This is a genomic window from Streptomyces tibetensis (assembly GCF_040647715.1).
GTDB lineage: Bacteria > Actinomycetota > Actinomycetes > Streptomycetales > Streptomycetaceae > Streptomyces > Streptomyces tibetensis_A.
In genome coordinates, this window is sequence record NZ_JBEZCR010000005.1 from 236,556 (window position 1) to 259,235 (window position 22,680).

Annotated in this window: 18 protein-coding genes; 12 read left to right on the forward strand and 6 right to left on the reverse strand. The window is 71.5% G+C overall.

All coding sequences use genetic code 11. The annotated features are described in order from the left end of the window. Positions 1-259 precede the first annotated feature (259 nt). On the forward strand, positions 260-2,554 hold the full coding sequence (locus tag AB0B29_RS15550; protein ID WP_362239229.1) for a molybdopterin-dependent oxidoreductase: 2,295 nt from the start codon (positions 260-262) through the stop codon (positions 2,552-2,554). Between the two features lie 132 nt (positions 2,555-2,686). Continuing rightward, entirely contained in the window at positions 2,687-3,238 is a 552-nt protein-coding gene (locus AB0B29_RS15555) for an EF-hand domain-containing protein (protein ID WP_362239231.1), read from the forward strand. Between the two features lie 266 nt (positions 3,239-3,504). Here the strand turns inward: AB0B29_RS15555 and AB0B29_RS15560 are convergent, their stop codons facing one another. Next, positions 3,505-4,968 (reverse strand): sensor histidine kinase, encoded by a 1,464-nt coding sequence (locus tag AB0B29_RS15560; protein WP_362239233.1) that lies wholly within the window; start codon positions 4,966-4,968, stop codon positions 3,505-3,507. After that, a complete protein-coding gene (locus AB0B29_RS15565; RefSeq protein WP_362239235.1) occupies positions 4,965-5,663 on the reverse strand; it encodes a response regulator transcription factor in 699 nt (232 codons plus the stop codon). The genes AB0B29_RS15560 and AB0B29_RS15565 overlap by 4 nt, the downstream gene beginning before the upstream one ends. Positions 5,664-5,869: 206 nt before the next feature. On the opposite strand from AB0B29_RS15565, the gene AB0B29_RS15570 reads away from it, so the two are divergent. From AB0B29_RS15570 to AB0B29_RS15585, 4 genes are all read left to right on the forward strand, one after another. After that, complete coding sequence (locus AB0B29_RS15570; protein WP_362239970.1) at positions 5,870-7,156, forward strand: ferredoxin reductase family protein; 1,287 nt, start codon at positions 5,870-5,872, stop codon at positions 7,154-7,156. 13 nt (positions 7,157-7,169) lie between these two features. Beyond that, positions 7,170-7,583 carry an FMN-binding protein gene (locus AB0B29_RS15575; protein ID WP_362239237.1) on the forward strand — a complete coding sequence of 138 codons (414 nt, stop codon included), beginning with the start codon at positions 7,170-7,172 and terminating at the stop codon, positions 7,581-7,583. A gap of 14 nt (positions 7,584-7,597) precedes the next feature. After that, positions 7,598-8,335: an FAD:protein FMN transferase gene (locus tag AB0B29_RS15580; RefSeq protein WP_362239973.1), complete on the forward strand. Its 738-nt coding sequence runs from the start codon at positions 7,598-7,600 to the stop codon at positions 8,333-8,335. Between the two features lie 239 nt (positions 8,336-8,574). Beyond that, positions 8,575-11,484, forward strand: coding sequence for an ABC transporter substrate-binding protein (locus tag AB0B29_RS15585; protein WP_362239240.1), 2,910 nt, complete (start codon positions 8,575-8,577; stop codon positions 11,482-11,484). An 8-nt stretch (positions 11,485-11,492) separates the two neighbouring features. Here AB0B29_RS15585 and msrB read toward each other — a convergent pair whose 3' ends face one another. The 4 genes from msrB to AB0B29_RS15605 all read right to left on the reverse strand — a co-directional run bounded on the left by msrB (position 11,493) and on the right by AB0B29_RS15605 (position 15,007). Then, on the reverse strand, positions 11,493-11,900 hold the full coding sequence (gene msrB / locus AB0B29_RS15590; protein ID WP_352094963.1) for a peptide-methionine (R)-S-oxide reductase MsrB: 408 nt from the start codon (positions 11,898-11,900) through the stop codon (positions 11,493-11,495). A 14-nt stretch (positions 11,901-11,914) separates the two neighbouring features. Beyond that, positions 11,915-13,306: a UDP-N-acetylmuramate--L-alanine ligase gene (gene murC, locus AB0B29_RS15595; protein WP_362239243.1), complete on the reverse strand. Its 1,392-nt coding sequence runs from the start codon at positions 13,304-13,306 to the stop codon at positions 11,915-11,917. Between the two features lie 168 nt (positions 13,307-13,474). Next, positions 13,475-13,948 (reverse strand): indole-3-glycerol phosphate synthase, encoded by a 474-nt coding sequence (locus tag AB0B29_RS15600; RefSeq protein WP_362239246.1) that lies wholly within the window; start codon positions 13,946-13,948, stop codon positions 13,475-13,477. A gap of 243 nt (positions 13,949-14,191) precedes the next feature. After that, positions 14,192-15,007, reverse strand: coding sequence for a pyrimidine reductase family protein (locus AB0B29_RS15605; RefSeq protein ID WP_362239248.1), 816 nt, complete (start codon positions 15,005-15,007; stop codon positions 14,192-14,194). A 37-nt stretch (positions 15,008-15,044) separates the two neighbouring features. On the opposite strand from AB0B29_RS15605, the gene zapE reads away from it, so the two are divergent. The 6 genes from zapE to AB0B29_RS15635 all read left to right on the forward strand — a co-directional run bounded on the left by zapE (position 15,045) and on the right by AB0B29_RS15635 (position 22,494). After that, positions 15,045-16,148, forward strand: a complete 1,104-nt coding sequence (zapE, locus tag AB0B29_RS15610) for a cell division protein ZapE (RefSeq protein ID WP_362239250.1) — start codon at positions 15,045-15,047, stop codon at positions 16,146-16,148. Between the two features lie 706 nt (positions 16,149-16,854). Then, a complete protein-coding gene (locus tag AB0B29_RS15615) occupies positions 16,855-17,436 on the forward strand; it encodes a carbonic anhydrase (protein WP_362239252.1) in 582 nt (193 codons plus the stop codon). An 8-nt stretch (positions 17,437-17,444) separates the two neighbouring features. Beyond that, positions 17,445-18,932, forward strand: coding sequence for a SulP family inorganic anion transporter (locus AB0B29_RS15620; protein ID WP_362239254.1), 1,488 nt, complete (start codon positions 17,445-17,447; stop codon positions 18,930-18,932). Between the two features lie 167 nt (positions 18,933-19,099). Then, positions 19,100-20,053 carry a slipin family protein gene (locus AB0B29_RS15625; RefSeq protein WP_362239256.1) on the forward strand — a complete coding sequence of 318 codons (954 nt, stop codon included), beginning with the start codon at positions 19,100-19,102 and terminating at the stop codon, positions 20,051-20,053. A gap of 90 nt (positions 20,054-20,143) precedes the next feature. Beyond that, entirely contained in the window at positions 20,144-21,550 is a 1,407-nt protein-coding gene (locus AB0B29_RS15630; RefSeq protein WP_362239259.1) for a PhoX family protein, read from the forward strand. Between the two features lie 86 nt (positions 21,551-21,636). Beyond that, positions 21,637-22,494 (forward strand): PPK2 family polyphosphate kinase, encoded by an 858-nt coding sequence (locus AB0B29_RS15635; RefSeq protein ID WP_362239262.1) that lies wholly within the window; start codon positions 21,637-21,639, stop codon positions 22,492-22,494. Positions 22,495-22,680: the final 186 nt, after the last annotated feature.

The following is a 22,680-nucleotide window of genomic DNA, read 5'->3' on the forward strand; positions in this document are numbered from 1 at the left end:
GAGTCTAGTGGTGTGGCAGAAGGCCGTGATGACGCAGCCCGAAGCGTGCGACCGGCAGCCCGGTCCGCTCCTGGCCCTGTGGAGGTGGAGGACGAAGAAGGACCCCGGCGCCGTCAGGGTTGGGCAGCACCCTGCAAGGGGAGCCTTTGTCCTGCGGACCGTTGACCGACGCGGGACCCCTGTGGTGTGAGCGGCCGTTGTCCGTGAGCCGGAGAAACTTCAGGGCTGGAGTTGATGCACGGTGGTACGACGCCTGCCGGTGGCCACGCACTGGGGCACCTTCGTCGCCGTGGTCGATTCCGGTCGGCTGGTGCGCATCGAGCCCCGGGGCGATGACCCCACGCCGTCGCCCATCGGCCCCGGCATGGTGACGGCTGCCGAGGACAGCGCGCGGGTGCTGCGTCCCGCGGTGCGCAAGGGGTGGCTGAATGGCTTGCCGCGCGCCGATGACACGGCCAGAGGTACGGACGCCTTCGTGGAGGTGAGCTGGGACGACGCGCTCACGCTGGTGAGCGGGGAACTGCTCCGGGTGCGTCAACAGCACGGGGACCATGCGGTGTTCGGTGGCTCCTACGGCTGGGCCAGTGCGGGTGCATTCCACAACGCGCAGGGACAGCTCCATCGGTTCCTGGCGCTGGGAGGGGGCTACACCGACTCGCGCAACACGTACAGCACCGCCGCTCTTGAGGTCATCCTTCCGCATGTGATCGGAGGGGCACCGTGGAGCTATCAGTCCCGGATGCCGATGTGGGACGAGATCGCCGAGAACTGCGAGCTCGTGGTGGCGTTCGGGGGGCTGGCTCTCAAGAACAGCCAGATCAACCCTGGCGGACTGGCCCGGCACCAGACACGGGAACTGCAACGGAAGTGCCGTGAGGCCGGGGTGCGGTTCGTGAACGTCAGCCCGATCCGCAGCGATGCCGCCGACTTCCTCGACGCCGAGTGGCTGCCTGTCACCCCCAACACCGACACCGCCTTGATGCTCGGCATCGCGCACACGATGCTGGTCAACGGATGGCACGACGAGGACTTCCTTACTCGCTGCTGCGTCGGATTCGACCGCTTCGCCTCCTACGTGACCGGCGAGGCCGACGGCCTCGTCAAGGACGCCGACTGGGCCGCGGGGATCACGGGTATCAGCCGCGACACGATCACGGATCTCGCTCGCCGCCTGTCCACACAGCGTTCTCTCATCATGGTCAACTACGCGATACAGCGCGCGGACCACGGCGAGCAGCCGATCTGGATGTCGGTCGTTCTGGCGGCCATGGCGGGTTCGATGGGCCGGCCCGGATGCGGCTGGGGCGCGGGCTACGCGACGATGGATGCGACGGGTGTTGCCCCGGGGCGCCCGCCGGTGGCGTCGGTGCCCCGGGTTGCCAACCCCGTGGCGGACTTCATCCCGGTCGCCCGGATCGCCGACACCCTGCTGGAACCGGGCAGGACCATCGACTACGACGGTCAGCGCCTCACCCTGCCGGACCTGCACCTGATCTACTGGTGCGGAGGCAACCCCTTCCACCACCACCAGGACCTCCACCGACTCGCCCGTGCCTGGCAGCGCCCGGACACGGTGGTGGTCCATGAAGCCTGGTGGAACACCACGGCCAAGTTCGCCGACATCGTGCTTCCCGTCGCCACCAGCCTGGAGCGTGACGACTTCGCCGCCGGGTTCTCCGACCCGCACCTCGTCGCGATGCCGAAGGTCCGCGAGCCGGCCGGTGAGTCACGCACCGACCACTGGATTTTCGCCGCCCTGGCCGCCCGGCTGGGCTATGAGCGTGAGTTCACACAGGCACGCTCCGAGACCGAATGGGTCCGGCACCTCTACGAGCAGACAAGGGTCGGCCTCGGTGACGACGCTGCCCTGCCGGGCTTCGACGACTTCTGGGAACGCGCCTCCGGTGTCGCGCTGCCGGCGCTCACCGGGCCGTTTCCCGGCAGCTTCGAGGCGCTGCGCTCCGATCCGCAGCGTTTCCCCCTGACGACGCCGTCGGGCCGCATCGAGATCTTCTCCGAGGAGATCGACTCGTTCGGCTACGACGACTGCTCCGGGCACCCGACGTGGTTCGAACCCGTGGAGTGGCTCCGCGGCGCCCCGGCGGGCCGATTCCCGCTGCACCTGATCTCGAATCAGCCCGCCTCACGCCTGCACAGCCAGTACGACAACGGGGGCCACAGCCTCGAGTCGAAGATCCGTGGCCGTGAGCCGATGACGATCAATCCGCTGGACGCCGCGTCGCGCGACATCGAGAGCGGCACGATCGTGCGCGTCTTCAACGACCGGGGCAGCTGCCTGGCGGGCGCGATCGTGTCGGACGCCGTCATGCCGGGCGTCGTCCAACTGTCCACCGGAGCGTGGTGGGACCCCGCCCAGCCGGGCCGGAGCGGAACCCTGGACCGCCACGGCAACCCGAACGCCCTCACCGCGGACCGCGGGTGCTCGCGCCTGTCCCAGGGACCGAGCGCACACAGCGCGCTCGTCGACGTCGAGCCCTACGACGGCCCCCTGCCGGAGGTGCTCGCCTTCACACCACCACACCTCGAACAGTGACACGAACGGCCCCCGCCACGGAGGCGTGACCTCGTGGTACGCCGACGCTCAGCGACATGGAGCGCTCCCCGCCGGGGCAGTCGCTCCTCATCTGTTTGCGCCTGCGTAACCATTTGAATACTGTCCGCACTTGTGACTGCACTTCAAGACCTCAAGTACGGCCGGTGGTTCAGGGGCGCGGACGTCGACGGCGACGGGTTCATCACCCAGCAGGACGTCCGCATGATGAGCGAGCGCTACATCGCCGCCCGCCGCACCGCGCCCGACTCCACGACCGCCCGTCGGCTCACCGCGGGGATGGACGAGTTCTGGACCAACGTGATCGCACCGCTGGACCGGGACGGTGACGGGAAGGTGGACCTGCGGGAGATGGTCGAAGGCTTCAAGCAGGCCCTCACCGACCCCGCCCAGTACCCGCAACAGATCGAGCCGGTCACCAACTGCTTCTTCGACCTCGTCGACCTTGATGGGAACGGCAAGATCGAGCAGGACGAGTTCCAGCTGATGTTCAACTCGGTCTCCGGCGCTCCCCGCGAGGACTGCGCCGAGGTCTTCGCCGCCCTGGACCGGGACGGCTCCGGTGCACTGGACCGCGCCGAGTTCCACCAGGCGGTCTCGGAGTTCTTCTACGGCAACGACCCGGAAGCCCCTGCCAACCACCTCTTCGGCAGGATCACCGCCTGACAGCCTCCGGATACGCCCCGGGGACCGCGCGCACACCGGCGTCTGCGCCCCTGACCGAGGGCCGCGTGCGGCGTGGGTCGCGCAAAGCCTCGGAGGGTCGGGTGCGGTGGGGTCGGCAGCACGCGAACCGGGCGACGATCTGTTGGCGCAGACGGTACTCGGAGTCCGGCGTTCACCGGCTGCCCTGACCTGTACAGAGAGGTCCTTCTCGAGGTCCCGGTGGCATCGACCCCTGGGAGCTTGGTGCCCCTCCTCCCTTTCACCGCCTACGAGCGGCTGCGCTCCCGGGCTTCGACAGACACGGGCAGGCGCACGGTGAACACCGTCGCCCCCGGTGCGCTGTTCAGCTCGATGCGGCCGCCGTGGGCACGCACCAGGGACTGGGCGACCGCGAGGCCCAGGCCGCTGCCGCCGCGGTCACGGCTGCGGGCCTTGTCGACGCGGTAGAAGCGGTCGAAGACCCGGGCCCGGTCCTCGGGCGGGATGCCCGGACCGGTGTCGGCGACCCGCACTTCGGCCGCGCCGGGCACGAGGGCGACCTCCACCGACACCTTCGTCCCGGCGGGGGTGTGCACGGCGGCGTTGGTCAGCAGGTTGTCGACGACCTGCCGGATGCGCAGCGGGTCCATCGGCAGCGGCACCGGGTCCGGACCCGCCAGGACGGTCAGCGGATGGTCGGGGCGACCGGCACGGAAGGCGTCCGCGGCCTGGCCCACCAGCTCCACCAGGTCGGCGTCCTCGACGCGCAGCGGTGTCTCCACCTCCGCAGCGTCCAGCCGGGCCAGCAGCAGCAGGTCGTCCAGGAGGATGCCCATCCGGGCGGCCTCGGCGCGCAACCGGGCCAGGTGCCGGTCGCGTTCCTCGGGGGCGTTGGCTGCGGCGTACTGGAAGAGGTCGGCGTAACCGCGCACCGACATCAGCGGGGTGCGCAGTTCGTGCGAGGCGTCGGCGACGAAGCGGCGCAGCCGCTGCTCGGCTTCGGCGCGCACGGCTAGGGAGTCGTCGATGTGCTCCAGCATCGTGTTGAAGGCGGTGCGCAGTTCGTCCACCTCGGGCCCGCCGTCCCGGCCGTCGGCGCGCAGCGGGAGCCGGGCCGCCGACTCGGTCAGGTCGTGCGAGGCGATGCCGTGCGCGGTGGACGCCATGTCGCTGAGCGGTTTCAGGCCGCGGCGCAGCATCCGGCGGCCGAAGACGACCAGCGCGAGCAGGGCGAGTGCGAAGGTGACGACCTGGATCGTGATCAGCTGCCCGACCGTGTCCTCGATGTCCTCCATGGGCGCGGCGCTGACCAGCACCACCCCGGGCTTCACCTGGCAGGCGCGCAACCGGTAGGAGCCCGCGTCCTCGAGGTGCTCGGTGCGCAGGATCTCCTGGTGCGCGGCGGTCTGGGCCCGGGCGAGGGAGGTGAAGTCGTCGACGTCCTCCGGCAGGTCGGCGGGGTCCTCCGGCCTGCGCAGCTCGGGCGTGCCGTTCCGCACGTCGTAGACGGCGTAGAACCAGCTGTAGTACTTCTTGCCCGAGAGGGTGCCGTAGTCCGCGATGCTCTTGGACTGGGCGATCTGGGCCTGCGCGAGCTGGGTGTCGAGCTGCGCCGACAGATAGTCCCGCATGTACGTGGTCAGGGCGGTGCCGACGACGGCGAACACCACCAGGGACAGGGCGCCGAGGCCCAGGGCCAGCCGGGTGCCCAGCCGCATCCTGCGGTAGGTCCGCCGCAGCCGGGCGATCACTCGGCGGCCTGCCGCAGCACGTACCCGAAGCCGCGCACGGTGTGGATGAGCGGCGAGCCACCCTCGTCGGTCTCGTCGAGCTTGCGGCGCAGCCGGCTGACGACCAGCTCGACGACGTTGGAGCGGCCGCCGAAGCCGTACTCCCACACGTGGTCGAGGATCTGCGCCTTGGTCAGCACGGCGGGCGACTTGCGCATGAGGTAGCGCAGCACCTCGTACTCGGTCGGGGTGAGCGACAGCAGCCGCGCGCCGCGCCGGACCTCGCGGGTGTCCTCGTCCATCGTCAGGTCGCCGACCCGGAGCACGGACCGCTGGAAGGCGGGTCCGGCGCTGCGCCGCAGCACGGTCCGCAGCCGGGCCATCAGCTCCTCCACGGCGAACGGCTTGACCAGGTAGTCGTCCCCGCCCCGGGTGAGGCCCGCGACCCGGTCGGCGACCCCGTCGCGGGCGGTGAGGAAGACGACCGGCACCATCGTGCCGGAGGCGCGCAGCCGGTCCAGGACGCCGAAGCCGTCCACGCCGGGCAGCATCAGGTCGAGCACCACGATGTCCGGATGGAACTCGGCGGCCCGCCGCAGTGCGTCCTCCCCGGTGTACGCCGTGACCGCCTCCCAGCCCTCGTAGCGGGCGACGGTCGCGACGAGGTCGGCGATGGGCGGGTCGTCGTCGACGACGAGAAGTCGTACTTTCTCCACGCGCTCATACTGCGGCACGCGTCCCACGCCGCCATAGCCGCCCGCCCTCCCGCCGCCGGATCGATAAACACTTGAAAGTAGGGCGACAGCTTCCCGACAGCTCCCCCGCGCCAAGCTCGGTGTACCAGGAGCCGATCAAGGAGCTGCCGATCGTGACGACCCTCCATCAACGTCCTTTGGCGCCCCGCCCGGGCGCGCGGCCCGCAGTGGTGGGCCGCACCGGCCTGTCCGCGGTGCTGCTGGCGAACGCGGTCGTGGTGGCCGTGTTCTTCGCCCAGGCCTCTTTCGCCTCGAACGCGCTGATCGTGCTGGGCCGGCTGGCAGGTCTGTACGCGGCGCTGCTCATGGCGTTCCAGTTGCTGCTGGTGGCCCGGCTGCCGTGGTTCGACCGGCGGATCGGCATGGACCGGCTGACGTCCTGGCACCGCTGGACGGGCTTCTCGGTGCTGTGGCTGCTGCTCGCGCACGCGGTGTTCATCGTCTTCGGCTACGCCGCGTCCTCGTCCCTGGACCCGGTGAACCAGCTGGTGGATCTCGCCGAGACGGTCGAGGGCGTGCTGCGGGCGATCGTCGCACTGGCGATCATCCTGGTGGTGGGTGCGGTCTCGGCCCGGTACGCCCGGCGCCGCCTGGCGTACGAGACCTGGCACTTCATCCACCTGTACACCTACGTGGCGGTGGTGCTGGCGTTCACGCACCAGGTCGCGGCGGGGACGACGTTCGCCTCGTCGCCGGTCGCCACGGCGTACTGGTACGCCCTGTGGGGCGGGGCCCTCGCCGCGGTGTTCGCCGGCCGGCTGGTGCTGCCGCTGTGGCGCAACCTCCGCCACCGGCTCCGGGTGACGGCCGTCGTCCCGGAGAACGACCACGTGGTCTCGGTCTACGTCACGGGCCGCGACCTGGACCGGCTGCCGGCCCGGGCGGGGCAGTTCTTCCTGTGGCGGTTCCTGACCCGGGACCGCTGGTGGCAGGCGAACCCGTTCTCCCTGTCGGCCGCCCCGGACGGCCGTACGCTGCGCCTGACCGTCAAGCGGGCCGGCGCCGGCAGCGCCGCCCTGCGGCATCTGACGGTCGGCACGCGCGTGTTCGCCGAAGGCCCCTACGGCGCCTTCACCACCCTGCACCGCACCCGCCCCGACGCCGTGCTCATCGCCGGTGGCGTCGGTGTCACACCGATCCGGGCCCTGCTGGAGGAACTGCACGGCCACGCGGTCGTGATCTACCGGGTGGCCACGGACCGGGACGCCGTCCTCTACGACGAACTGCGCGACCTGGCCCTCGCCAGGGGTGCCGAACTGCACCTGGTGACCGGCCCTCCCGTGCCCGACCGGCTGGCTCCGCCGGAGCTGGCCCGGCTGGTGCCGGACCTCGCGGAGCGGGACGTCTACCTGTGCGGCCCGCCACCGATGATGAACGCGGTGCTCGGCAGCCTGCGCGAGCTGGGTGTGCCGGGGCCGCAGATCCACTTCGAACGCTTCAGCCTGGCCGGATGACGAGGAGTACGTCGTGAAACGAGCCCTGCCCGTCCTCGTCCTCAGTGTCGCGGGCCTGATCCCCCTCTGGCGCTACGCGCCCTCGCAGGCAGCCGGTTCGTCGCCGGCCCCCGCCGAGGCGGCGGCGCCGGCGTCCACCCCCTCGGCCTCCACGTCGGGCGGCGCCACGGCCACCGTCGTGTCCGGGTCCCTCGTCGACACCGAGAAGGGACCGGTGCGGGTCGAGGTCACCTTCGACGGCGACCGGATCGCCGCGGTGCGGATGCTGCAGCAGCCGGACCACCCGCAGACCACGGCCGCGGTTCCTCAGCTGATCGAGGAGACGCTCCGGGCGCAGAGCGCCGACATCGACACGGTGTCGGGTGCGACGATCACCAGCGACGGCTACAAGGAGTCGCTCCAGGCCGCCATCGACGCGCGGGGATGAGAGGCATGAGGGGGATACGGCGCGTCGAGCACGTCATGGGGTTCCCGGTGTCGGTACGGATCGACGACGAGGACGTCCCCGAGGCGGCGGTGGACGGCCTGTTCGCCTGGCTGCGCGAGGTCGACGCCCGGTTCAGCCCGTTCCGCCCCGACAGCGAGGTGTCACGACTGGACCGGGGCGAGGTGCCCGGGCCCGGCCCGGAGCTGCGCGAGGTCCTGGACCTGTGCGAGGAGTACCGGATCGCCACCGGGGGCGCCTTCGACGTGCGCCTGCCCGGCCGCGGCCTGGACCCCTGCGCCGTGGTGAAGGGCTGGTCGGTGCAGCGGGGCGCGGAACTGCTGTCGGCAGCGGGGGCGCGCCGGTTCTGCCTCAACGCCGGCGGCGACGTGATCGCCTCCGGCGGCCCCTGGCGCGTCGGCGTGCGCCACCCCGAACACGCCGACCGGCTCTGCACGGTCCTGGACGTCACGGACCGGGCCGTGGCGACCTCCGCCCGCTACGAACGCGGTGACCACATCCTCGACGGTCGCACCGGCCGGCCCGCGACCGGCCTGCTCAGCCTGACCGTGGTGGCCCCGACCCTGACGGAGGCGGACACGGTTGCGACGGCCGCCTTCGCACTGGGCGGGGAGGGCGTCGGCTGGGCGGCCGCCCGCGAGGGGTGCGAGGTGTTCGCGGTGGACGCGGACCGGCGGGTGCTGCGCAGTGCCGGTTTTCCGGCGGCGGGCGCGGACGGGGCCGCCGCGGCGTGATCCCGGTGACGCCGGTTCGGCCGCTGCGGGAGTTCCGGCGGTGGGCGTCGGCGGCCGCGTCTCGAGGAGTCCTCCCTTCAGCGCCGCCCCCGCCGTGGAGCCGCATCTCGAAGAGTCACCCCTTCAGCGCCACCCCCGCCGTGGAGCCGCATCGTTCCTGAAGTTCGTTCGTCACCCACTCGCACCCCATCGGCAGCGGTTAATCTCATAGGTCACCGAAGGTTAACGGGGGGTTGCCCATGGTGAAGGACCATCGCACGCCGCCGGACTGCGCCGGGGGCCACGAGGGCATGCCGGCGAGCGACGCCGGGCGCCATCTCCAGAACCAGCTCGAGATCCTCATCCAGGACTTCCGCAGGAGCACCGAACCGCCGATGCCGGTGTTCGTCGTGCACGCCCAGGAGGGCCGGGACGACGACGCTGTGGCCGGGCTGGTCCGGCAGCTGCACGCGGGCCAGGAGGCGCACGGCACGCGCTGCGCGGTGACGCAGGACACCTACGAGGGCGCCACGGAGGTGCGCCGGGCCGCGGCCCTGGTCCGGGCGTTGAGCGACCCGAGGAAGTGGGGCGGCCCGAAGGCGCTCTACCGGCGTTACGCGTTCCCACGGCTGCGGCTGGTGCACGCCATCGACGACGCCGTGGCGGCGCTCGGCGACAGCTGGCCCGCGCCCGCCCCCGGCAGCCCCGAGGCGGGGCAGGACCAGCGGCTGCGGCTGCTGAACGAGCTGGCGCAGCAGCGCTGGCGGCCGAAGAACACGGCCCGCTGGCGTTCCGGCCTGCCGCTGTTCGACATGGCCCACATCCTCCCGGCGAGCCTCGTGACCGTCCTGGCCGCGCTTCTCGCCCGCAGTGAGTGGTACGTCGCGGTCGGTGCCGGCCTCGTCTTCCTGCTGCTGCTGACCGTCCTCAACTACGTCCTGCCGGGACGGGCCCCGATCTTCCTGTGGCTGCGCCGGGAGAGCCGCTGGTTCATGACGACGACGTTCCTGAGGGCGGCGGACCAGGAGGAGTCCACCGAGGTGTCGCTGCTGCGGCCGGTCCGCTCCTGGAAGGCGATCGCGGCCCGGGCCTACGACGTGGCCGAGGCGCTCACGGCGGGCGGCGACTTCCACCTCCAGCTGTGCGTCCTGGCGCTGCGCGAGGACCTGCGGGACAACCACCGCCGCTGGAGCTGGGACCTGCGCGGCTTCAAACGGCCCCGGCCGCCGATGCTGTTCCTGCCGCACGCGGACGACCGCAACGGCGGCATCGAGCTGATCCGGGCCATCAGCGACGTCCGCAGCCGGCGCAGCGAGCTCGACCCGCTGCTCGTGGTGGCCGCGGTGCGCAACGACGACGTGCCGCGCCTGGAGCGCAGTGTCGTCCAGACCCCACCCGCCCCGGACGCCACACCGCCGACGTTCGGCGTCCGGCTGCGCACCTGGTACCAGGAGTGGGGCCGCAACCTGCGCGCCGAGCAGTCACCCAGCCGGGAGCGGTCCGTCCTGCCGTGGGTGATGAAGATCCCGCTCCCCCACGACCAGCTGGGCCCGGTCGAGGAGGGCCGCCACCACCTGCGGGCCTCCTCCCGGCCGACGCTCGCCCGGCTGGTGTGGGCCCTGCACACGCTGGTCCTGGTCGTCGCCCTCCTCGCCGCGGCCATCGTCATGCGGGCCGACGCCCTGCACGACCGGTACTGCTCGGCGTCCGTGCTGACCGCCAACCGGGACACCCGGCGCGAGTCGGCGCCCGACGGCAGCACGGAGTGCATCGGCATCGCGACGCACGACGTCCGCTTCGCCGACTGGCTGCCCGCACCCGAGCCCGGCGACGACGTCAAGGCGCTCAAGGCCGACGACGGGACGCCCTGGACGGTGGCCGACCTGGAGGACGGTATCGCGCGGCAGAACGCGGACGTCCTCGCCCACCACGCCGGCAAGTACGTCACCGTCGTCTACGCCGGGCCGCTCAGCGCCGACGCCTCGGCCGGCTCCTCCCTCGTCAAGGGCGCCGAGGAACTGGCGGGCGTGTATCTGGCGCAGGCCGTCGTCAACGAGAACTCCAGCGTGAAGCTGCGGGTCCTGATCGCCAACGGCGGCGTCGACCTTGGCCACCAGGAGGAGATGGCCGAGGCGATCGCCGCGTACGCCGCCCACGACCCGACCGTGGTGGGAGTCGTCGGCACCGGCCGCGACCTGAAGTCGAGCCGGGCGACCATCCGCACCCTGCTGCGGGCCGGCCTGCCGGTCGTCTCCGGCACGAACTCCGCGACCTATCTGCCCCGCGAGTTCGCCAACTGGTTCAGCCTGGCCGCCACCGACGAGTGGCAGACCCGGCAACTCGGCCTGATCGCCGCCCAGTTGCGCAGGCCCGACCGGCGGCAGTACGCCCTCGTCCTGGCCCGTGACACGGCGAAGACCGACGACCTCTACACCGACGAACAGGCGCGCTACGGCCAGGGGATGCTCAGACGCCAGGGCTTCACCCCGCTCCCGCAGCGCCGCTACACCCTCAGCGGCGGCAAGCCCGAACTCCGCTCGCACGCCCAGGAGATCTGCCGGGGTGGCCGGGTCCCGTCCGTCGTCTACTTCGCGGGGCGGGTGGAGGACATCGACCCGCTGATGACCCAGCTGGGCACCGAGCCGGGGTGCGCCGACAAGCCCCTGGCCATCCTCACCGGTGACGACCTGTCCAAGGCCGACTTCGCCGGTGGCGGCCAGTCCGTCGCACCGAAGGTCACGCTGTACCACGCGGCCCTCGCGGAGCTGCGGACGGCCGCCAAGGGGACGGCCTTCTACCTGGACGCCGCCAAGCACCTGCCCGGACTGCGCGGCCATCGCCTGCGCTACGACAGCCCCGCCCTGGCCAGCGGCCAGACCGCCCTCTCCCATGACGCGACCCGCGCCCTGTTCTGGGCGGCCACCCGCGACGACCGGCCGCAGAGCCGTGCCTCGACCTGGGTGAACCTGCGCAACGTCAGGATCGAGGGCATGGCCACCGGCATCATCGACTTCACCGGCGCTCCGCTGTACGGCGACCGCACCGGACACAGCATCGTCCTGAAGGAGGTCCGCCGCGACGACGACGGCACCTCCGACACCCACGTGCTGTGCAGTCGCATCGCGGGCGACACGAAGCACCTCACCCAGAAGGAGTGCCGGATCCGCTGAGCGCCGCCTCAGCCCTCGTCGGGGGCCAGCCGCAGCGCGATCGAGTTGATGCAGTACCGCTGGTCGGTGGGCGTGGGATACCCCTCGCCCTCGAAGACGTGCCCGAGGTGCGAGCCACAGCGTGCGCAGCGCACCTCGGTGCGCACCATGCCGTGCGAGCGGTCCTCGATCAGCTCCACGGCGTCGGTGTCCTTCGGGTCGAAGAAGGACGGCCAGCCGCAGTGCGACTCGAACTTGGTGTCCGAGGTGAACAGGTCCGCTCCGCAGGCGCGGCAGGAGTAGACGCCCCGGGTCTTGGTGTCGGTGTACTCACCGGTGAAGGCGGGCTCCGTGGCCGCCTGGCGCAGCACCGCGTACTCGCCCGGGCTCAGCTCCACGCGCCACTGCTCGTCCGGCTTCTCGACGTCGTACGGCATGAGCCTCCAGCCCCTCAGTTCGACAGACGGTCCAGGATGTGCGGGCCGAGGTCGGTGACGTCGCCCGCTCCCATGGTGAGAACGAGATCCCCGGGCTTCGCCATTCCCGCGACGACCGACGGGACGTCCGCCTCGTCGTGCACCGGCGTCACGTCGGCGCCCGCGGCCCGGGCCGCCTCGATGATCAGCTCACTCGTGACACCCGGGATCGGGTCCTCGCGCGCCGGGTAGATGTCCAGCACCACGGAGGCGTCCGCGAGGGCGAGGGACTGGCCCATCTCCTTGCCGAGCTCCTGGGTCCGCGAGAAGAGGTGCGGCTGGAAGACGACCAGGATCCGGGCGTCGCCGGCCGCCGCGCGCATGGCCTCCAGGTCTGCGGTCATCTCGGTGGGGTGGTGGGCGTAGGAGTCGATGACCTGGACGCCCGCGGCCTCGCCCTTCAGCTGGAGCCGCCGCTTCACGCCCGTGTACGCGGCGATCGCCGGGGCCAGCTCGGCCGCCGGGACGCCGAGGGCCGCGCCGGCCGCCAGCGCGGCGACGGCGTTGTGCGCGTAGTGCCGGCCGGGGACGGAGACGGTGAAGGTCAGCTCCTCGCCCTCCAGCACCACGGTGACCTCGCTCTTCAGCCCCTGCGGCACGACCGACAGGATGCGCACGCCGGCGTCGTCGGACTCGCCGTAGGTCACCACGCGCACACCGCGTCCGGCGACCCGGCGGGTCAGCTCCCGCGCGCCCTCGTGGTCGGCGGCGATCACCAGCGTGCCGCCCTCGGTGATCCGGTCCACGAACGTCTCGAACGACTCGTAGATCTCGTCCATCGACGCGTAGTTGGCGTGGTGGTCCAGTTCGACGTTGAGGACGATCGCGACCTCGGGCGCGTACTTGTGGAAGCTGCGGTCCGATTCGTCGGCCTCGGCGACGAAGATCTCGCCCTCGCCGTGCAGCGCGTTGGAGCCGGGCGCGTCCAGGTCGCCGCCGATCGCGTACGAGGGCTTCAGGCCCAGCTCGCTCAGCGAGACGGCCAGCATCGACGTCGTGGTCGTCTTGCCGTGCGTACCGGCGACGGCGATCGGCCGCAGCCCGTCCATCAGCGCCGCGAGCGCGTCGGACCGGTGCACGACGGGGATGCCGAGCTCGGCCGCCCGGGCCAGCTCGGGGTTGTCCTGCCGGATCGCCGACGACACGACCACACAGCTGGCGTCGTCGGCGAGATGCCCCGCGGCGTGGCCGATGTGCACGGTCGCGCCCAGTGCCCGCAGCGCCTCGGCCGTCGCCGACTCCTTGGCGTCGCTGCCCGCGACCACGGCGCCGCGCTGCGCGAGGATCTTCGCGATCCCCGACATTCCTGCCCCACCGATCCCGATGAAGTGCGGTCGGTCCATGGCGGGAGGAAGGCCGGCTGCCATGTAGGTCTCCAAGAGCGAGCGACGACGGTGAGCGCCCCCACCCTATTTCAGGAACGGGGAGTGCTGTGGCCGACCCGGGAGCGCGGGGCTGCATCGATATGCGGCTCCGCCGCGTGGGCGCGAGCGACCACCACCGGCCCGCACCCGGCGAACCACAACAGCCCGCCCCTACGCCTTGCTGTGCGAGAACAGCTTCAGCACCGGAACCCCCACCTTGTGCCGGGCCCGCGACGCCCAGTCCCGGTGGAAGAACTCCTCCACGTAGTGGGGGTCGGTCAGCACGATGACCTCGTCCGCCCGGACCTCCTGCACCAGGGACTTCAGCGCGTCCAGCGGATGATCCTCGATCAGCCGTCCCTGGGCCGGACTGCCCGAGGCGCGCAGTGCGGCGAGTGACACCTCCAGCGCCCGCTGCCCCACGCTGAGCGCCTCCTCGCCCTCCGGCGTCTCCCCCTCGCGGACGGCCTCGTCCAGTTCGCCGAGCGCCACGTCGTCGATGGCCCGCAGCAGGCGGTCCGCCTGCTCACCGCGCGGCTGCAACAGCACCTCGAAGGAGACCTGCTCCTCGCCGTGCAAGGTGGTGACGAACTCCACGTCGGCCGACGTCAGCGCCTTCTCGATCATCAATACGCTGGTGAACACCAGGCGCTCCTTCTGCTCCGGGGGCCCGGGGCCCCGCTTCGCCGCAGGCCGGCCGTGCCAGGCCCTGCGGAAACCGTCCTGCACCGTCTTCGCATCGGTACTGCCGGATCCAGTGTGCCCTCCGAAAACCAAACAGAACGGCATATTCCGCCGATGAACGGACCGACCGCGGGTCCGCCCCGCCGCCGCGGCGAACCGGTCGACCGGACCTCCCGGTCGACCTTGTACCCCGGGCCCGGCGTTTCAGTACGCGGCTCGGGCGCGCCCGTACCGGGTGAACAGGAAGCCGTCCTCCTCCAGCATCGACACCAGCCCGAAGCGGTGCGGGACCGTGACCGCCGGCCCTCCGGCGATGCGCTGCGCCTCGCCCGCCGTGAGCATCGGGGAGACGGTCAGGCACAGCTCGTCGAGCACGCCGGCCGCGACCATCTGGCCGAGCAGTCGCGGGCCGCCCTCGGTGAGCAGACGGGTGTGGCCGAGGTCGGCGAGGGCCCGGACGGCGAGGGCGGGGTCCACGCCGATGCCGTCCCCGGCGGTCACCACCCGGGCGCCCGCCTTCTCGGCGGCGGCGACGCGGTCCTGGGCGGCGGCGGCGCCCGTGAGGACCAGGGTGGGGACCAGGGGCGAGGTGAACAGCGGGAGCGAGAAGTCCAGGTCGAGACTGGCGGTGACCACCGCGATGGCGGGTGCCGGCCGCTGCCCGGCCGCCTCCCGCATCGCCGCGAAGTCCTCCCGCGCGCGGGCCGGCCGGTACCCCTCCTTGCGCACTGTCTCCGCGCCGACGATCACGACGTCGGCCAGGGCCCGCAGGGTGCCGAAGATCCGCATGTCGGTGGCGCTGGAGATGGGCTGCGAACGGCCGTCGTGCTGGGCGGCCCCGTCCAGCGTGGACACCATGTTGGCGCGCAGCCACGGAACCGGTCCCCCCGGCCCGGGCTCCGGATAGGCGTAGGCGGCGGCCAGCTCCTGAAGGCTCCACTCCCGCCCGGCGGCCTCACCGGACGCGCCGCCCGGCGCCGGAGCTGCTGTTTCATCGGTCACAGGGAACAGACGTCGCATGCCGTGCAGTGTTCCACGCGCCGTAGCATGGTGAACCGTGTCTTCTCCCCTGGCCCCCTCCGGAAGCGGCCCCATAACCGAACCGGCCCCGCTGTCCCTGTGCGCCCGTGAGCCGCACGTACCCGCGGACCGGCTGGTCGCCGAGATGGTGCCGCCGCCGCGGTTCGACTCCGTCCGCTTCAGCACGTACATCCCCGATCCCAACCAGCCCAGCCAGACGGAGGCGGTCCGGGTCCTGGAGGCCTTCGCGGCGGGCCTCGACTCGGGGGGGTCCCCCGGGTCCGGCAAGCGGCGGCTGTTCGGTTTCGGCAAGGCGCCGAAGAAGGCACCGGCCGGTCCGCGCGGCGTCTACCTCGACGGCGGCTACGGCGTCGGCAAGACCCACCTGCTGGCGTCCCTGTGGCACGCCACCCCGGCCGAGCCCGCGCTCAAGGCGTTCGGCACGTTCGTGGAGCTGACCAACCTGGTGGGCGCCCTCGGCTTCCAGCAGACCGTCCGGACCCTGTCCGGCCACCGCCTGCTGTGCATCGACGAGTTCGAGCTCGACGACCCGGGCGACACCGTCCTGGTCTCCACCCTGCTCGGCAAGCTCGTCGACGCGGGTGTGGCGCTCGCCGCCACGTCCAACACGCTGCCCGGCAAGCTCGGCGAGGGCCGGTTCGCCGCGGCCGACTTCCTGCGCGAGATCCAGGGCCTGTCGGCCCACTTCCGCGCCCTGCGCATCGACGGCGAGGACTACCGCCACCGCGGTCTGCCCGAAGCGCCGCCGCCGTACTCCGACGAGCAGGTGACCCGCGCGGCACACGCCACCGAGGGCGCCTCCCTCGACGCGTTCTCGCCCCTCCTGGACCATCTGGCCCGGGTCCACCCCAGCCGGTACGGCGCTCTGACCGACGGGATCAAGGCCGTCTGCCTCACCGGTGTGCACCCGGTTCCCGACCAGTCGACGGCCCTCAGACTGGTCGTCCTCGCGGACCGGCTCTACGACCGCGAAGTACCGGTGCTCGCCTCTGGCCTGCCCTTCGACCGGCTGTTCAGCGACGAGATGCTGAACGGCGGTTACCGCAAGAAGTACTTCCGGGCCATCTCCCGCCTCACCGCTCTCGCCCGCGACGCGGGTTCCCTGACGGACCCCCGGTAACCACAGCCCCACACCGCGCCGACCGCTCGGCGGGAAGCCCCTGTTCAAGCCATCACACCTGCGGTTTTCAGGCTCTCTTCAGCTTGAAACGTTAAGTTAACCCTGCAAACGGCTTTGCAGGGTTAACGTGTTTCTTGACCGGCCGTTGACCAAGTGTTGGTCCGCACTAGACGTGCGAAGCACCGGAAGGGGGGCGCATGTACCGAGGCACGACGGCACGGACCGTGGTTTCGCTCCTCGCCGCCGTCCTGCTCGCCCTTCAGTTCTTCGCACCGACCGCGTCCTTCGCAACCGCGCATACACACAGCCAAGTCGAGGCCAAAGCTCAGCCCGGAACGAAGCCCTCCGGCATGTCCTCGCGCCCCGGCCACAAGTCCCTGGGGAAGGCGCTGCGCGACGAGACGGCGACCTGTCGCGCCGGGCACCACGGGGACCCGACCGGTCCCCTGCGGACCCGCGACCGGTCCCACACCGCGGACCTCGCACCCACGGGCCCCGAGCGGCCGCTGCAACGGCACATCCGGCCGACAGGGCCCGAACCGGTCAGACCCGGCGCCGCGCACGACCACACGTCGAGATCCTCGACGTCGCACACTCCGGCGGCACTTCAGGTCTTTCGCTGCTGAGCGGCCAAGCAATTCCCCCCACCCCCTTGTCATGCCCGTCCGACGCGCCCCCACTGCGCGCCAGGAGGATCACCACACTCATGCAACCCCTCATCGACAACGCCCGCATCTTCGGACAGCGCCCTGAGGAGTTCGCCCACCTCGCCGAGGGCCAGTCCCCTGAGGTCCTGTTCATCACCTGCTCCGACTCCAGGGTCGTACCGGCCCTGATCACGGGCGCCCGGCCCGGCGAGCTCTTCGAGCTGCGCACCGCGGGCAACGTCGTTCCCCCGCACTCCATCGCCCACCCCACCTCGGAGGCGGCCACGATCGAGTACGCCGTGGAGGTCCTCGGCGTCAAGGAGATCGTGGTCTGCGGCCACTCGCACTGCGGCGCCGTGGGCGCGGTGGTACGCGGCGACGACCTCTCCGGCGTACCCGCCGTGCGTGACTGGCTCGCGCACGCCTGCGACGAGCCCAAGTGCGCGGACCCGACCGACAAGACGGTCACCGAAGCCGTGCAGAACCATGTCCTGGCCCAGGTGGAGCGGCTGCGCTCCTACCCCTGCGTGGAGAGCCGCCTGACGGACGGCCGGCTCCGGCTGCACGCCTGGTTCTACGAGGTGCACACGGGCACCGTGCGCGAACACCGCGCGGACACCGAATCCTTCGAGAAGGTGTGAGGGCGACCATGACCAAGTTCCCGTACCTGAAGCAGGACTTCCTCGCCTCGATCGTCGTCTTCCTGGTCGCCGTCCCGCTGTGCGTCGGCGTGGCGGTCGCCTCCGGCGTTCCCGCGGAGCTGGGACTCATCACCGGCATCGTGGGCGGGCTCGTCACCGGGCTGATGCGCGGCAGCAGCCTGCAGGTGTCCGGACCCGCCGCCGGGCTCACCGTGCTGGTCTTCGAGGCCGTCAGCCAGTTCGGAGTGGCCACGCTCGGCGTGATCGTGCTGCTCGCCGGCCTGCTCCAGCTCGCCATGGGCTTCCTGGGGATCGGCCGCTGGTTCCGGGCGATATCCGTCTCCGTCGTCGAGGGCATGCTCTGCGGCATCGGCCTGGTGATCATCGCCGGGCAGATCTACGCGGCGGCGGGCCTGAAGGCGCCGGAGTCCGGACTCGGCAAGATCGCCGGCCTGCCCGGGATGTTCGCCGACACGCTCGGCAGCACCGAGGCCCTGATCTCCCTCGCGATCGGCGCGGGCACCATCGCCGTCATCGTGTTCTGGAAGAAGATGCCGAAGGCGGTCCAGACCGTGCCCGGCGCGCTCGCAGCGGTCGTCCTGGCCACGGTCGCGACGCTCGCCTTCAGCCTGCCGGTCGCCACCGTCCAGGTGGAGGGTCTGCTGGGCGTCATCCAGCCGCCCGGGGCCGAGGCCTTCGGCGAACTGGCGAACCCGGCCATCTGGGGCACCATCATCGCCTTCGCGCTGATCGCCTCCGCCGAGAGCCTGTTCAGCGCGGCCGCCGTGGACCGGCTGCACAACGGTCCGCGCACCGAGTACAACAAGGAGATGATCGCCCAGGGCGCGGGCAACACCCTGTGCGGTCTGCTCGGCGCGCTGCCGATGACCGCCGTCATCGTGCGCAGCTCCGCCAACGTCAACGCGGGCGCCAAGACCAAGGCCTCCCGGGTGCTGCACGGCGTGTGGCTGCTGCTGTTCGCCGCCGCGATGCCGTGGGCCCTGGCGCTCATCCCGATCCCCGCCCTCGCCGGCATCCTCGTGCACGCCGGCTGGAAGCTGATCCCGTTCGGCCAGATCGCGACGCTGTGGCGGGCCCACAAGGGTGAGGCGCTCATCCTGATCGTCACCGCCGTGTCGATCGTCGCGGTGAACATGTTCGAGGGTGTGCTCATCGGTCTGGCCCTGTCGGTCGTCAAGACCGCCTGGGAGGCCTCGCACGTCAAGATGGAGATCATCGACAAGGGCGCCGGCCCGATCCAGGCGTACCTGTCCGGGAACGCGACCTTCCTGCGGCTGCCGAAGATCCTCGACAGCCTGGAGAGCCTGCCCCAGGACCGTCCGGTCGAGCTGGACCTCTCGGGCCTGCACCACCTCGACCACGCCTGCCGCACGGCCCTGGAGAACTGGGCCGCACGCCACAGCGCGACGGGCACCGAACCGGTGAAGGTCACGGAGCCCGACAAGGCTCCGGCGGAGAAGGTCACCGCCGCCTAGCGGAGGACCGGATCACCCACCCCTTGGTCCGGGGCGCGCCGGCTGCGCGCCCCGGACCGAGCGCGTCCGCCCCGTTTCGGTCCGATCTCCGACCATGGCCCCACGCCCCGGTTCGGGCATATCGTTACATAAACGGATGGATTCGGACCTCTGAACGGGAGGTCGGCATGGTCGAAGAGCTGGTCGGCGTGGTGGCGGCGGTCGGGGCGGGGGCGCTGGTGTACGTGGCCTCCGCGGCACGGGTCGTCAAGCAGTACGAGCGCGGGGTCGTCTTCCGGCTCGGGCGGCTGCACGGGGACGTGCGGCGGCCCGGGTTCAACCTCGTGATCCCCGCGGTGGACCGGATGCGCAAGGTCAACCTGCAGATCGTGACCATGCCCATCCCGGCCCAGGAGGGCATCACCCGCGACAACGTGACCGTGCGGGTGGACGCCGTCGTGTACTTCAAGGTCGTGGACCCCTCGGCCGCGATCGTCAACGTCGAGGACTACCGCTTCGCCGTCTCACAGATGGCGCAGACCTCGCTGCGCTCGATCATCGGCAAGAGCGAGCTGGACGACCTGCTGTCCAACCGGGAGAAGCTGAACCAGGGCCTGGAGCTGATGATCGACAGTCCGGCCGTGGAGTGGGGCGTGACCATCGACCGCGTGGAGATCAAGGACGTCTCCCTGCCCGACACCATGAAACGCTCCATGGCCCGCCAGGCGGAGGCCGACCGGGAACGGCGGGCCCGGCTCATCAACGCCGACGCCGAGTACCAGGCCTCCAAGAAGCTGGCCCAGGCCGCCCGCCAGATGGCCGACACGCCCTCGGCGCTCCAGCTGCGGCTGCTGCAGACCGTCATGGCGGTGGCGGCGGAGAAGAACTCCACGCTCGTCCTGCCCATTCCGGTGGAGCTGCTGCGGTTCCTGGAGCGGGGTGCGCAGCCCGCGGCGGAGGGCGCGGGACAGCCGCAGGACGCGGGAGACGAGAAAGAGGCGGAGACCGCGAGCCGCGCACAGCCCACGGACCGCGAGGAGATCGAGGAACGCGCCGTCGACCTGACGGAGCAGCGCGCCGTCGACCTGACGGAGCAGGCCGGGGAGGCCATGGAACGGCTGCGGCGCGCGGTCGAGCAGTGACGCGCGCTACGCGCGTGGTTCCCGCGGCCCGTACCAGGTGATAGACACAGCGGGATCACAGTTCCTGTCCGCCAGCAGGAAGGTTTCCCCATGACCGAATCCGGTCGCATCACCACCCGACGCGGCATGCTCGCCGGAACCGGCGCCCTGGGCGTCGGGATCGCGTTCTCCGGCGCCCTCTCCGAACTCTTCGCCGGCACCGCCGCAGCACAGGGCCTCGGCCGCACCGGCTACGGCCCGCTCGTCCCCGACCCGAAGGGCGTTCTCGACCTGCCTGAGGGGTTCCACTACCGGATCCTGTCCCGCGAAGGGGACGAACTCCGCTCCGGCGAGGGCAAGGTCCCCTCCAACCACGACGGCATGTCCGCCTTCGGTGGCAGAGGCGGCCGGGTCCACCTGGTCCGCAACCACGAGAACCGCGTGAACGGCAAGGTCCCGGTCCCGACCGTCGAGGGCCTCACCTACGACCCGGGCGGCAAGGGCGGCTGCACGGCGCTGACGCTCGACTCCCGGGGCAGAGTGCAGTCGGAGCGCGTCGCGATCGCCGGCACCGCCGTGAACTGCGCGGGCGGGCCCACCCCTTGGAACACCTGGCTGACCTGCGAGGAGACCGAGGACCGGGCCGGCACCAACGGCTACACCAAGGACCACGGCTTCATCTTCGAGGTCGACCCGGTCGATCCGCACCGCACCGGGGCCGTGCCGCTGACCGCCATGGGACGCTTCGCGCACGAGGCAATCGCCGTGGACCCCCGGCGGGGCGTGGTGTACGAGACCGAGGACGCCTTCGAGAAGCCCTTCGGCCTCTTCTACCGCTTCCTGCCGAACCGGCCGCTGGACGGCAGGGGTTCGCTGCGCGCGGGCGGCCGGCTCCAGGCCATGCGCGTGCCCGGGGTGCCGGATCTGTCCTCCATCCAGGACGTCGGCGCCGAGTTCGACCGCATCGAGTGGGTGGACGTGCCGGACCCGCAGGCCGCGCAGACACCGATCCGGTTCCAGGACTTCGGCCGCGGGGGCATCACGCACGCGCAGAAACTGGAGGGCTGCTACTGGGGCGGCCGTTCGGTGTACTTCGTGTCGTCGTTCGCGCGTCGTTCGGACGGTTCGGCCGCCGACCACCTCGGGCAGGTCTGGCGCTACGACCCCGAGCGCCGCCGGCTCACGCTGGTGATCGTCTTCGGCCCGGACACCGATGTGCAGCTGCCGGGCGAGTCGCCGGACAACATCTGCCTGGCGCCCAGCGGCGGCCTCATGGTCTGCGAGGACGGCAACGGCGCCCAGCACGTCTTCGGTGTGACCCGGCGCGGCGAGGTCTACGCGATGGCCCGCAACCGGCAGGCGATCACATCAGCCGCTGACGCGGCGGGCGGCACCGAGCAGGAGCCGGAATATGGTGAGTTCGCCGGGGTGACGTTCTCCCCGGACGGCGACACGATGTACGTCAACTGCTACACGCCCGGCACCACGTTCGCGGTGACGGGCCCCTGGCGGCGCTGACCGGCGCTCCCCTCCCGACCGGGCGCCGGGTGCGAAGCCCGGCGCCCCGCCGGACCATCGAGGCACAGGACCGCGAAGGGGGCCCGGTGGCACACAAGGACAGCACCTCGTTGCGGGAGCGGCTGCGCCTGCCCCCGGGCCGTCCGGTCGATCTGAGCCGATACGACGCCGCCGCCACTCCGGGCGGGCCGCACGGCAAGGCGGAGGGCAAGGCGGCCACGGACCGGACCGGCGAGCGGCTCGCCGTCCTCCAGGAACGGCTGTGGGCGGCGAGCACCGGGGGCGACCGGCGCCGCGTGCTGCTGGTTCTGCAGGGCATGGACACCAGCGGCAAGGGCGGCACGGTCAAGCACGTCATCGGCCTGCTCAACCCCTCCGGCTGCCGGATCACCGCGTTCAAGGCACCCACCGCCGAGGAGCGCGCGCACCCGTTCCTGTGGCGCGTGGAGCAGGCACTCCCGATCCGCGGCGAACTGGGCATCTTCGACCGCTCGCACTACGAGGACGTCCTGGTCGCCCGGGTCCGCGAGCTCGCGCCCGCCCCCGAGATCGCCCGGCGCTACGAGCAGATCAACCGCTTCGAGCGGTCCCTCGCCGGCGACGGGGTGACCCTGGTCAAGTGCTTCCTGCACGTCTCCTACGAGGAGCAGCGCCGCCGGCTGCTCAAGCGCCTCGACAAGCCGGAGAAGCGCTGGAAGTTCGCCGCGTCCGACATCGGCGACCGGACCCTGTGGCCCGCGTTCCAGGAGGCGTACGAGATCGCCCTGGAGCGTTGCGGCACCTCGGACGCGCCCTGGTACCTGATCCCGGCGGACCACAAGTGGTACCGCAACTGGGCGGTCGGCACCCTGCTCCTGGAGCACTTCGAGGAGCTGGACCCGCGGTATCCGGAGGCGGACTTCGACGTTTCCGAGTGCCGAAAACGGCTGCTGGAGCAGCCCTGATCCGACGGGTTCAGGCGGCCGGCAGGGCGTCGATCCGGCCGACGGCCTCCTTCAGACCCTCCTTCATGCCCATGGCGACCAGCTGCTCCATCTGCTCGCGGGTGCCGAACAGGGAGCGCATCTCCATCAGGGTGCCTCCGCCGTGCTCGCTGAGCCGCACCGGCTCGCCGGCGGGACGAACAAGCC